Origin of the sequence: Actinoplanes sp. NPDC051346 (assembly GCF_040682215.1) — a bacterium.
In the GTDB taxonomy this organism is placed as follows: Bacteria; Actinomycetota; Actinomycetes; order Mycobacteriales; family Micromonosporaceae; genus Actinoplanes.
Map to the genome: position 1 here is coordinate 40,208 of NZ_JBFBAJ010000013.1, position 11,841 is coordinate 52,048.

10 protein-coding genes are annotated in these 11,841 nt (G+C 71.2%); 3 read left to right on the forward strand and 7 right to left on the reverse strand.

Annotated elements, in window-relative coordinates; translation table 11 throughout:
• Both AB0M36_RS28470 and AB0M36_RS28475 read right to left on the reverse strand, forming a co-directional pair.
• On the reverse strand, positions 1-1,539 hold the full coding sequence (locus AB0M36_RS28470; protein WP_364163292.1) for an amidohydrolase family protein: 1,539 nt from the start codon (positions 1,537-1,539) through the stop codon (positions 1-3).
• Between the two features lie 5 nt (positions 1,540-1,544).
• Positions 1,545-2,603: an L-erythro-3,5-diaminohexanoate dehydrogenase gene (locus AB0M36_RS28475; protein ID WP_364163295.1), complete on the reverse strand. Its 1,059-nt coding sequence runs from the start codon at positions 2,601-2,603 to the stop codon at positions 1,545-1,547.
• Between the two features lie 132 nt (positions 2,604-2,735).
• On the opposite strand from AB0M36_RS28475, the gene AB0M36_RS28480 reads away from it, so the two are divergent.
• On the forward strand, positions 2,736-4,109 hold the full coding sequence (locus tag AB0M36_RS28480; protein WP_364163297.1) for a lysine 2,3-aminomutase: 1,374 nt from the start codon (positions 2,736-2,738) through the stop codon (positions 4,107-4,109).
• Positions 4,110-4,173: 64 nt separating this feature from the next.
• Here the strand turns inward: AB0M36_RS28480 and AB0M36_RS28485 are convergent, their stop codons facing one another.
• From AB0M36_RS28485 to AB0M36_RS28505, 5 genes are all read right to left on the reverse strand, one after another.
• Complete coding sequence (locus AB0M36_RS28485; RefSeq protein ID WP_364163300.1) at positions 4,174-4,365, reverse strand: CsbD family protein; 192 nt, start codon at positions 4,363-4,365, stop codon at positions 4,174-4,176.
• 157 nt (positions 4,366-4,522) lie between these two features.
• Positions 4,523-4,690, reverse strand: coding sequence for a hypothetical protein (locus AB0M36_RS28490; protein ID WP_364163303.1), 168 nt, complete (start codon positions 4,688-4,690; stop codon positions 4,523-4,525).
• A gap of 450 nt (positions 4,691-5,140) precedes the next feature.
• On the reverse strand, positions 5,141-5,587 hold the full coding sequence (locus tag AB0M36_RS28495; RefSeq protein ID WP_364163305.1) for an Lrp/AsnC family transcriptional regulator: 447 nt from the start codon (positions 5,585-5,587) through the stop codon (positions 5,141-5,143).
• A gap of 100 nt (positions 5,588-5,687) precedes the next feature.
• On the reverse strand, positions 5,688-6,830 hold the full coding sequence (locus tag AB0M36_RS28500; RefSeq protein ID WP_364163308.1) for an acyl-CoA dehydrogenase family protein: 1,143 nt from the start codon (positions 6,828-6,830) through the stop codon (positions 5,688-5,690).
• Between the two features lie 9 nt (positions 6,831-6,839).
• Positions 6,840-7,781 (reverse strand): 5'-3' exonuclease, encoded by a 942-nt coding sequence (locus tag AB0M36_RS28505; RefSeq protein ID WP_364163311.1) that lies wholly within the window; start codon positions 7,779-7,781, stop codon positions 6,840-6,842.
• 310 nt (positions 7,782-8,091) lie between these two features.
• Here AB0M36_RS28505 and AB0M36_RS28510 point away from each other — a divergent pair, with 310 nt between their 5' ends.
• Both AB0M36_RS28510 and AB0M36_RS28515 read left to right on the forward strand, forming a co-directional pair.
• Positions 8,092-11,106, forward strand: coding sequence for an EAL domain-containing protein (locus AB0M36_RS28510; RefSeq protein ID WP_364163314.1), 3,015 nt, complete (start codon positions 8,092-8,094; stop codon positions 11,104-11,106).
• An 11-nt stretch (positions 11,107-11,117) separates the two neighbouring features.
• Positions 11,118-11,804: a GGDEF domain-containing protein gene (locus tag AB0M36_RS28515; RefSeq protein WP_364163317.1), complete on the forward strand. Its 687-nt coding sequence runs from the start codon at positions 11,118-11,120 to the stop codon at positions 11,802-11,804.
• Positions 11,805-11,841: the final 37 nt, after the last annotated feature.

Sequence of the window (11,841 nt, forward strand, 5' to 3'; positions counted from 1 at the left end):
TCACTCCTCGTAGATCGTCTCGCCGGACAACACTGTCCGGCGGCACACCGGCCGCGCCGGTACGTCACCGTCGGGCCCCGGCAGCAACGCCGGCAAACCCCCGTCCAGACCCGCGGGCGTGTCCCACACCGCGAACGTCGCCCGCGCACCCGGCGCCAGCACCCCCGCGTCGTCGACACCCACGGCCCGCCAGCCACCCCGGGTCGACGCCGCGAACGCCGCCCGCACCTCCATCCGGAACGCCGGATTGCGCGGCGCCGCCGCCGCGACCACCGCCGCCCACGGATCCAGCGGCGTCACCGGCGAATCGGACCCGAACGCCAACGCCACCCCCGTCGCGTGCATCGCCCCGATCGGGTTCGACGCCAACGCCCGCTCCACACCCAGCCGCTGCGCGTACATCCGGGAGTCTCCACCCCAGAGTGCGTCGAACACCGGCTGCACGCTGGCCACCACCCCGAACCCGACCATCCGAGCGATCATCGCCTTGTCCGCCAGCTCCACGTGCTCGATCCGGTGCCGACCCGCGCGCAGCCGCTCCACGCCGACGGATTCCGCGGCGATCGCGAACCCGTCCAGCACGCTCTCGATCGCCGCGTCCCCGATCGCGTGGAAACCGCCCTGCACACCCAGCTCGACGCACTCGAGCAGATGCGCCCCGGCCTGCTCCGCCGACACGAACGCCTCACCGCACCCGCCGCCGTCGGCATACGGCGTACGCACCGACGCCGTCCGCGAACCCAGCGCACCGTCGGCATACAGGTCGCCGCCCGCACCCACCGCGCCCAGATCCTTCGCGCGCCGCGCACCGCCCAGCTCACCCCAGTAGCCGAAGACCTGGGGCAGGCCCCGACCCGACAACGCCAGCACCGACAGCAGATCCCGCTCGCTCGACGTACCCGGGCCGCCGCACTCGTGCACCGACGCCACACCGCGCGACGCCGCCAGCCGCAACGCCGACCGCTGCGCCGCCTCCCGCCGCGCCTGCGTCAACGACCCCAGCGCCACCTCGCGCACCGCGTGATGCGCGTGCTCGCGCAGCCAGCCCGACGCCGCGTAACCACCGACACCCTCGATGCCGGGACACGCCGCCAACAACGCCCGCGACGCCAACGCCGAATGCACCGACGCCTGCGACAGATACACCCGGCGCCCGCCGGCAACCCGCCCGAGCTCGTCGGCGTCCGGCGGCGTCTGATCCGCCCACGTCGACTCGTCCCACCCGTGACCGTGCACGACCGCGTCCGGCGCCCGGGTCGAGGCGTGCGCCGCCACCGCCGCCAGCAACTCCCCCGCCGAACGCACCCCCGACAGATCCAGACCGTCCGCCGCCAACCCCGTATCAGTGCAATGCACATGCGCATCCACGAACGCGGGCGTCACCAGCGCACCATCCAGCTCCACCACCGCGTCGGCCGCCGGCGCGTCCGCGACCGCACCCAGCCACTCGATCCGCCCGTCGCGGACCAGCATCGCCGAGGCGGACGGATCCGCCGAGAAGAACCGACCATCGCGGTAGAGCACCGAGGGGAGAATCATGCGCGTCAGTGTGCCGCGATCCGCGCCTCGAACAACGCGCGCACCGCGGGAGTACGCCGCAGAACATCCAGGGCGAACTCCGCGTGCCCCGGCACATACCCGTTACCGACCAGCATCGTCACATCCGCCGCCAGCCCCTCCGCCCCCAGCGCCGCCGCGGAGAAACTCGTCGCCATCGAGAAGAAGATGACCGTGCCGCCGTGCCCCGTCGACAGGATCGCACCGTGCTCACAGCCCGGCACATCCACACAGACGACCGTCACCGTCGCCGGCGCACCCAACGCGTCCGCCACCGCCGACGACACCGCCACCGGATCCCGCGCGTCGGCGATCGCCACGTGATCGGCCAGCCCGGCCGCCGTCAGCGCGTCCCGCTCGGCCTCGTTCACCACCACGCCGACCGTACGGGCACCCGCCAGCCGAGCCGCCGTCAACGCCAGCGACCCGCTCTTACCGGCACCACCCAGCACCGCCACCGTCACCGGCTCCCGGTCACCGGCGATCCCGGCCGCACCCACGTACGCCTTCACCACCCGGTCGGTCAACGCCGGCGCACCGCACACGTCGAACACGGCGAGAGCCAGCTCCGGCGCCAGATCCTCCGGCAGCACCGCCACCACCGAACGGCCGAACAAGATCGCGTGCCCGGACGCCGGCACCTGCTCGCCGAGGCCGTCCCAGCCCGCCAACCCGTCATCGATCACCAGCGGCGTCAGCGTCAACGACACCAGCGTCGCCACCCGGTCGCCCACCTTCAACGGCAGCGGCGACTCCGGGCCCACCTCGTCGACGACCCCGATCAGCATGCCGCCCGACCCGGTCACCGGATTGTGCATCTTGCCCCGCGTCCGCACGATTTCCAGCACCTCGGCGCGGACCGCGGCGCCGTCACCGTCATGTTTGCCGGCCAACTGCCGATAGCTCGCTGCGTCCAGGTTCAACCGCTCCACCCGGATCCGCACCTCGTCCGGCCCGATCTCCGGGCGGGCGTCGAGCCGCCACGCCGCCTGCGGCAGCACACCTGCCGGCTCGAGCACCCGAGACAGCCCCACAGCGAACGACATACCCACCATCCTCACGAGAAACAAGGTGCCGCAACCCTGCTACACCGTAAATCCTCCGGACTGACAGTTTCTAGACCGAAGATTCTCCAGTATCGTGATCCCTGACCACTCCCGACCCCCAGGAGGCCCCCGTTGGCTCAACCGGCCACCGCTTCGGAAACCCCCGCCGGCCAGCCGTACGAGTACCGGCGCCGGCCCCTCGTCGAACCCGACTGGACCCGGTTCCCCGGCTGGCGTGACATCACCGCCGCCCAGTGGGAAAACGCCCAGTGGCAGCGCGTCAACTGCGTCAAGAACGTCAAGCAGCTCCGCACCCTCATGGGCGACCTGCTCGACGAGAGCTTCTACGCCGACCTCGAGACCGACATGAAGCAACTCGCCACCATGTCGATGCTCATCCCGCCGCAGATGCTCAACACCATGGTGCCCGACCGGACCCCCGACACGGAGTCGTTCTACGCAGACCCGATCCGGCGCTACATGCTCCCGGTCGCCAGCGACCGCCGCGTCGACTGGCCCTCACACCCGCACGCCAGCCGCGACAGCCTCCACGAGCACGACATGTGGGTCGCCGAAGGCCTCACCCACCGCTACCCGACCAAGGTCCTCGCCGAACTGCTCAGCACCTGCCCGCAGTACTGCGGCCACTGCACCCGCATGGACCTCGTCGGCAACAGCACCCCCATCGTCGACAAGCTCAAGCTCACCCTCAAGCCCGTCGACCGCTACGACGCCCACCTCGCCTACCTCAAGGCCCACCCCGGCGTCCGCGACGTGGTCGTCTCCGGCGGCGACGTCGCCAACGTGCCCTGGAAGCAGCTCGAGAACTACCTCATGGGCCTGCTCTCCGTGCCGACCGTGCGCGACATCCGCCTCGCCACCAAGGCACTCATGGGCCTGCCCCAGCACTGGCTGCAGCCCGACGTCGTCGAGGGCCTCCACCGCGTCGCCATTACCGCCGAACGGCGCGGCGTCAACCTCGCGGTACACACCCACGTCAACCACGTCAACTCGCTGACGCCGCTGGTCGCGCGCGCCGCCCGTACGCTCATCGAGGTCGGCGTCCGCGACGTCCGCAACCAGGGCGTGCTCATGCGCGGGGTCAACGCCACCAGCCCCGACCTGCTCGACCTGTGCTTCGGCCTGCAGGGCGAGGCGGGCATCCTGCCGTACTACTTCTACATGTGCGACATGATCCCCAACGCCGAGCACTGGCGCGTCCCGGTCTGGCACGCCCAGCAGCTGCAGCACGACATCATGGGCTACCTGCCCGGCTACGCCACCCCGCGCATCGTCTGCGACGTACCCTTCGTCGGCAAGCGCTGGGTGCACATGGTCGCCGAGTACGACCGTGAGAACGGCATCTCGTACTGGACCAAGAACTACCGCACCTCGATCGAGCACGACGACGCCGAGGCGTTGAACAAGCTCTACGCCTACTACGACCCGATCGACACGCTGCCCGAAGCGGGCCAGGAATGGTGGCGCAAGCAGAGCGCCGAGTAAGTCGAGTGACACGAAAGGGCCCCGGGAGCATCTCCCGGGGCCCTTTCCGTCTGCGGGGGCGAACTCAGCTGAACGCGTCCCGCACGTCCTTGCCGGCGTCCTTGACGTGCTCGCCCGCCTGCTTAGCGTGTGCGGCCGACTCCTGCGCCTGGCCCTCGGCGATGAGCCGCTCGTTGTCCGTCGCGTCGCCGATGCCCTGCTTCGCCTTGCCGGTCAGTTCTTCGGCCTTGTTCTTGACCTTGTCAGTGAAGCTCATCGTCAACAACCTCTCACCGCTCGAACTCTTTTTGTCTTTGCTGGTGAGTTCAGTGCCCGAAGGGCTCCGTTATGAAACACAGCCTTGTTCGCAGCGGGTGACCGGGCGCACACCGCGTAGAGCATCCTAGGATCCTGAGATATAAGAGATGGCCGGGTCAGACCGCCCAGCCCTGCCGGACATGCCAGTCGTTGATGTCGCCGTTCATGGGGTCGTGCACGGCCTGCACCACCGGCTGCACGGGGACCATCTCCTCGGGAGTGATCCGCGGCGGCAAGTGCCGATAGTCCTGCTCAGGCTCGTTCTCTTGCTCCCGCTTCTCCATGGGCAAAGGGTAGGCGCCGGCCGCACTCACCGAAAGGCACGCTCCCGCACCCGGTAAAGCTGGGAGGAACGCCCAGGCGACCAGACCGGCGGCGCCGGCCGTGTCGCTCCCCCGTCTGCGGCGATCAGGACGGCCACCAGCATTGTCATCCGCGTCGCGGATGACAATGTGCCTGCTGAGACGGGGGTCTCTTCGCGTAGGGCATCCTAGGATGGAGGTGTCCCACCGTCAGATCCCGCCTGGATAGCCACCAGCGGTAAAGCTTGAAGGAATGCACGGCGAGTGTTACGGCAAGAACTGGTCGCCGCGCGACCGATCGGCCCCAGCCCGCGGTGGAAGATCGCCGCCGAGGCGGCTGCCGCCACCCGGCGATCCGCCACCCCTGCTGTCCGAGGCGGAGGACAGCGGCGAGAGCGAGGGCACACCCCGCAGGGCATCCTAGGAGGCTAGTCAGTCAATGATGCGCGGGGGACGGTTTTCGTAGGGCGTGCTCAGCACCACCGTCGTGCGGGTCGTGACGTTGGCGGCCGTACGGATCTCCTGGAGCAGGCGTTCCAGGTCGGCCGGGCTCGCCACCCGCACGAGGAGCATGTAGAAGTCCTCCCCCGCCACCGAGTAGCACGAGTCGATCTCGGCGAGGTGGGCCAGCCGCTCCGGCGCGTCGTCCGGCTGCGACGGATCGAACGGGCGGATCGCCACGAAGGCGGTCAACGGCAGTTGCAGCGCCTCGTACGAGACCACGGCCGTATAACCGTTGATGACGCCACGCTGCTCGAGGCGGCGGACGCGCTGGTGCACGGCCGACACGCTCAGCCCGACCCGTTCGGCGAGCACGGTGTAGGACAGCCGGCCATCCGCGGTGAGGGCGCCCACGATCGCCCGGTCGATCTCTTCCACCGCGTCAAGATACCGGTCGAAGCTGGGCCGCTACGCACCCGATCTGCCCGTACTGCCCCATCACGTCACCCGGCCTGCGCAAACGTCCACACGAGACGGCTCAGTCCCGGGTCAGCGAGCGCGCGATCACCAGCCGCTGGATCTGGTTGGTGCCCTCCACGATCTGCAGCACCTTCGCCTCGCGGAACCACCGCTCCGCCGGGTGGTCGCTCACGTAGCCCGAGCCGCCCAGCACCTGCACCGCGTCGGTCGTCACCTTCATAGCCACGTCCGTCGCGAAGAGCTTCGCCTTCGCGGCCTCGGTCGAGAAGGGCCGGCCGGCGTCCTTGAGCCGCGCCGCCTCGAGCATCAGCGCCCGCGCGGCCGAGACCTGGGTGGCCATGTCGGCCAGCATGAAGCCCAGACCCTGGAAGGACGCGATCGGCTTGCCGAACTGGGTGCGTTCCTTCGCGTACGCGGCCGCGTAGTCGACCGCCGCCTGGGCAAGGCCCACCGCGCACGCCGCGATGCCGAGGCGGCCCGCGTCCAGCGCCTGCATGGCGATCCGGAAGCCGCCACCCTCCTCGCCCACGAGGCGGTCCGCCGGGACGCGGGCGCCGTCGAGGACGATCTGGGCCGGCGACGACGAGCGCAGACCCATCAACCGCTCCGGGGCCTGCGGCAGCAGCCCCTCGGTGGCCGCGTCGGCGAGCAGGCAGGAGATGCCGCTCGGGCCGGGGCCGCCGGTGCGGCAGAAGATGTTGTAGAAGTCCGCGCGTCCGCCATGGGTGATCCACGCCTTGGTGCCGGTCACGACGTACTCGTCGGCCTCGCGCACGGCCCGGGTGGCCAGGGCCGCCGCGTCGCTGCCGCCCTGCGGCTCGGAGAGGCAGTACGCCCCCAGCAGCTCGCCGCCGAGCATCTCCGGCAGGGACTTGCGCTGCTGCTCGGTGCCGAACGCGGCCACCGGGAAGCACGACAGGGTGTGCACGCTGACGGCCTCGGCGATGGCCACCCAGGACGACGCGAGGATCTCCAGCACCTGCAGGTACACCTCGTAGGGCTGGCCCCCGCCGCCGTCGGACTCGGGATAGGGCAGGCCCAGCAGGCCGGCGCGCCCGATGGTCCGCAGCACGTCGCGGGGGAACTCACCCTCCTGCTCGTAGCGGGCGACCTGCGGGGCGAGCTCGCCCCGCGCGATCTCCCGGGTGAGCCCCAGCAACTCGTACGCCTCTTCGGTGGGAAGGATCCGCTCGACCGTCACCCCGTCAGCTTAACGGCCGTTAGGTTGCGTCGCCTCCCCCGGCCCGGCGAGGGCATCGACCAGGCGCCGGGCCGAGCCGGCCAGGTTCCACCGCTCGGCGAGCGCCAACAGGGCGTCCGCGTCCTTCGGGGACCGGGGCAGGGCGGCGTCGAACGGCGGCAACGACACGTCCAGGGCGACCCGGCACACCGGCAGCGCCGCCGCCAGATAGTCCTTCGCGGCCACGAGCTTGGTGCGCACCCCCGGGGCGAAGCCCGACGCCGGGTCGTCCAGGGCGGCGACGATCTCCTCGATCCCCCCGTAGCGGGCGATGAGCCGGGCCGCCGTCTTCTCCCCCACCCCGGGTACGCCCGGCAGGCCGTCGCTCGGATCGCCGCGCATCGCCGCGAAGTCGGCGTACCAGCGGGGTGGAACGCCGTACTTGGCCTGGACGGCCGCGTCGTCGCTGTCCTCGAGCTTGGCCACGCCGCGGCCGCAGTAGAGCAGGCGGGTGCCACGGGTGTCGTCGACGAGCTGGAACAGGTCGCGGTCGCCGGAGACCACCTCGACCGGGGCCGGCTGGGTGGCGGCCAGCGTGCCGAGCACGTCGTCGGCCTCGTAGCCCGCGACGCCGAACGCCGGGATGCCGATCGCCTCGAGCACCTGCAACAGGACCGGCACCTGCTTCTCCAGCGAAGCCGGCACCTCTTCCACGTCGCCGTGAGCGACGCGGTGTTTCTTGTACGAGGGCACGAGCGCGACCCGCCACGCCGGACGCCAGTCGGCGTCGAGCGCGCACACCACCCGATCGGGCCGGCGGGTGCGGATCAGCTGGGCGAGCATGTCCATGAAGCCGCGGATGGCGTTCACCGGCTCCCCCGCGTCGGTCCGGGCGGCCGACTCGGGGATGCCGTGGAACGCCCGGAAGTACAGACTCGGGGCGTCCACGGCCAGCAGAGGTCGTGGAGTCACGGAGTCGACCTTAGGGCACGGCTGGTGCCCGGCGCCGTGGGCGAATCCGCACGGTGTTCACCCGTACGTCACATTCTTCCGGCACGGTGCTTGCAGGAGGCCCCTGTCGGGCGGTGCAGGTCGCGTGGCGCAACGGCCGCGCGGACCCCGCCGCGGGGCCGGGGCCGGCGAGACGTCGCCGGCCTCGGCTCCGTTCAGCGCCCCGAGCCGGCTGTAATCAGGTTGCGAAGCGGATAGCGGGTCAGGAAGGCCGCCGGCGCGCCGATGGAGAGGGTGTTCACCCCCTGACCTGGTGCGAAACGGAGCCCGAATGACGACGCGATTCGCTCGCGGATGCCTCGTCGTGTGGTTCGTCCTGCTCGCCGCGGTCTTCTACGCCTGGCCGGCGTCACACATGTACTCCTGGGCCGCTATCGGCCTCTCCGGTGTGGCGGGCATCCTGCTGGGCGTCCGCCTGCACCAGCCCGAACGGCGCGCGGCGTGGTATCTGCTCGCCGCCGCCCTGCTGTTCTTCAGCGCCGGTGACACGTTCGGCTTCCTCGCGCTCGACCCCACCAATCCCGGCTGGATCGCGGTCGTGTCCGACGTGCTGTACATCCTCGTCTACCCGCTGCTCGCCGGCGGGCTGGTGCTGTTCGTCCGGGCCCGCTCCGGCGACCGCAACCGGGCGGCGCTGCTCGACGGGCTCGTGCCGACGGTCAGCCTGGGCCTGCTGTGCTGGATCTGGCTGATCGCGCCGTACACCCGCGCCACCGATCTGACGCTGGTCGAGAAGACGATCTCCATCGCGTACCCGCTGGGTGACGTGCTCGCGCTCGCGATGATGCTGCGGCTGCTCAGCGTGCCCGGACGCAAGCCTCCCGCCGCCGTCATGCTGTGCGTCGGCGTGGTCGGGGTGCTCGTCTCCGACGTGGTCTACGGCCTTGCCCGCCTCGACAACGCCTGGAACGTCGGCGGCCCGATCGACCTCGGCTGGGTCGTCTTCTACGCGGCGATGGGCCTGGCCGCCATGCACCCGTCGATGACCTGGCTCAGCGCGAACTCCACCCTCGCCACCCCCGTCAGCGCCCGTTGGCGCCGCCTCACCCTGATGACCGTGGCCGCGCTCATCGCGCCGGGCGTCCTGATCACCGAGCACTTCACCGGTGGCGTCGTCGACGCCCCGGTCATCGCGGCCGGTTCCGCGGCACTGGTGCTGCTGGTGATGGCCCGCGTCGGCGGACTGCTGACCGACCAGCGCCGGGCCAACCACCGCGAGCGGGCCCTGCGCCAGGTCGCCGCCGCGCTGGCGGCCGCCGCGACCACCGACGACGTGCTCGACGCCGTACGCGACGCGATCGCCACGATCCTGCCGCCGGACGAGCCCTACACGCTGCTCACCGGCGAGCCGACGCCGGTCTCCGGCGACGACGACCCGGCCGACCTCGAGGTCAGGCTCGTGTCCACCGATCCCGGCACCGCCGGCTTCCCGTGCGCGCTGCACGCCGCGTTGATCGTGCCGGGCACGCCGGCGCGGAGCATCGCCATCCAGCTCGCCGCGCGGGTCGGCACGCTGCGCACCGTACGCCCGGCTATGCAGGCGCTCTTCACCCAGGTCGGCATGGTCGTGGACCGCATCGGCATGGCCGCCGAGATCAGCCGCCGCGACGGTGAGGCGTACTTCCGGACGCTGATCCAGAGCGCCTCCGACGTGATCCTCATCGTCGGCGACGACGATGACATCCGGTACGCGAGCCCGTCCGCCGGCACCGTGCTGGGCCGTCCCGACCTGGTGGACACCCCGCTGTCGCGGCTCATCGCGGACACCCATCACGACGCCCTCGCCGCCCTGCTCGAGCAGGCCCGCGCCGGACGCATCGACGGCATGGACCTCACCGCCGTCTGCGCCGACCGCCGGCTGCTCCAGGTCGAGTGCACCGCCCGCGACCTGCGCGACGATCCGACCGTACGCGGGCTCGTGCTGACCGTGCGCGACGTGACCGAACGCCGCCGCCTCGAGAACGACCTGGCCCACCAGGCGTTCCACGACGGACTGACCGGCCTGGCCAACCGCGTGCTCTTCCGTGACCGGCTGGAGCAGGCGTTCACGGCCGCGGCCTGCGACGGCAGCGAGCTCGGTGTCCTCTTCGTCGACCTCGACGACTTCAAGGAGATCAACGACTCGCTCGGACACGCCGTCGGCGACCAGTTGCTGGTCGCGGTCGGGCAGCGCATCGCCGGCGCCATCGGCGGTCGCGACACGGCGGCGCGCATGGGCGGCGACGAGTTCGCCGTCCTGGTCGCCTCGGCCCCGGACGCCGACGCGGCCGAGGCGGTCGCGGCGCGCATCGTCGCCGTGCTCAGCGCGCCGATCGAGGTCAGCGACGGCCTCGGCGGCAGCCACGTGATCAGCGGCGCGGCCAGCATCGGCGTCGCCACCAGCCGCGACGCGGACAGCCCCACCGGGCTGCTGCGCCACGCCGACCTGGCGCTCTATCTCGCCAAGGGTGCGGGCAAGGCGACGTGGCAGCGCTATCGCAGCGACCTGCACACCGCCATGGTCGAGCGGCTCGCCCTGCGTACGTCGCTGCACGAGGCCGTCGAGGCGGGACAGTTCGTCCTGCAGTACCAGCCGATCGTGGACCTCGGTACCCGTGACGTCGTGGGAGTCGAGTCGCTGGTGCGGTGGCAGCACCCGGAGCGGGGGCTGCTCGGGCCGTACCATTTCATCGAACTCGCCGAGGAGAGCGGCGCCATCGTGGGCCTCGGCGCGTGGGTTCTTCGCGAGTCCCTGCGCCAGTTGGCGCAATGGAAGGCCGAGTCGTCCTCGTCGGCGCCGCGTTATGTCAGCGTGAATGTGTCGGCGCGGCAGTTCCGTCAGCCCGGCTTTGTCGACCAGGTCCGCGACTCCCTCGCCGCGGCGGGCGCCGAGCCGGGATGGCTCCAGCTCGAGATCACCGAGAGCTTGGTGCTGCGTGACGCCGAGCAGGTCTGCGCCGACCTGCAGGAGCTGCGCGCGCTCGGCGTACGGGTCGCGATCGACGACTTCGGCACCGGGTACTCCTCGCTGAGCTACCTGCGGCAGATCCCGGTCGACGTCTTGAAGATCGACAAGTCGTTCATCGACGACATCATCGGCAGCGAGCAGCAGCGGGCGCTGGTGGACGCGATCGTGACCCTGGCCCGCAACCTCGACCTGGCGGTCGTGGCCGAAGGCATCGAGGACGCGGAGCAGCGTGCCGTTCTCGCCGGCATGGGCTGCCCCTACGGCCAGGGCTACCTGTTCTCCAAGCCGGTGTGGGCATCCGAAGTCCCCGGCCTGACCAGCGCGGCGGTGCCCGCATGAAAGGCGAAACCATGCGCAAGAGAAGTTGGCTGGCGTACGCGGCCGCCGCGGCGGTCCTGATCGCCGGATACCCGGTCGTGCCGGACGGCCCGCTGTGGACGACGTGCTGGCAGGCCGCCACGCTGGCGCTGCTCGTGCTGCTGACCGTCCGGACCGCGCGGCTCGCCCGGCAGGTCGAGCGGCAGTCGGGACAGATCGTCGACCTGTCCCGCACCGACGAGCTCACCGGCCTGCCGAACCGCAATGCCTTCCACGAGGAGCTGCCCCGCGCTCTCGAACACGCACGACGGGAACACACCACGGTGTGCGTGGCGGTTCTCGACCTGGACGAGTTCCCTCAGTACATCGCCACCTACGGCGGCGTGGCCGGCGACCGCCTCCTCAAGGCCTCCGGCGCGGCGTGGCACGGCGCCCTGCGCCGGGTGGACACCATCGCCCGCGACCACGACCAGACGTTCGCCGTGCTGCTGCCCGGCGCGAACCTCGACGAGGCCCAGGCGGCGATCGGGCGGACGCTGGCCGCGACGCCGCTCGGGCAGACGTTCTCGGCGGGCGTCGCCATCTGGGACGGCGCGGAGACCCCGGACCAGCTGACCGGGCGCGCCGACGCCGCGCTCTACGCCGCCAAGGCGGCGGGACGCAGTCGGATCATCGCCGCCGGCGCCGGCCCGGATGCACATATGCGCAGCTCAACATAGGCGACACCCGCTGAATCGGTAGGACGGACCAGGCCGC

Excerpts from the sequence above, each read along its gene's own strand:
- AB0M36_RS28510 (WP_364163314.1), top strand. The coding sequence starts at position 8,092 with ATGACGACGCGATTCGCTCGCGGATGCCTCGTCGTGTGGTTCGTCCTG.
- AB0M36_RS28515 (WP_364163317.1), top strand. The coding sequence starts at position 11,118 with ATGCGCAAGAGAAGTTGGCTGGCGTACGCGGCCGCCGCGGCGGTCCTG.
- AB0M36_RS28490 (WP_364163303.1), bottom strand. The coding sequence starts at position 4,690 with ATGGAGAAGCGGGAGCAAGAGAACGAGCCTGAGCAGGACTATCGGCAC.
- AB0M36_RS28475 (WP_364163295.1), bottom strand. The coding sequence starts at position 2,603 with ATGTCGTTCGCTGTGGGGCTGTCTCGGGTGCTCGAGCCGGCAGGTGTG.
- AB0M36_RS28470 (WP_364163292.1), bottom strand. The coding sequence starts at position 1,539 with ATGATTCTCCCCTCGGTGCTCTACCGCGATGGTCGGTTCTTCTCGGCG.
- AB0M36_RS28485 (WP_364163300.1), bottom strand. The coding sequence starts at position 4,365 with ATGAGCTTCACTGACAAGGTCAAGAACAAGGCCGAAGAACTGACCGGC.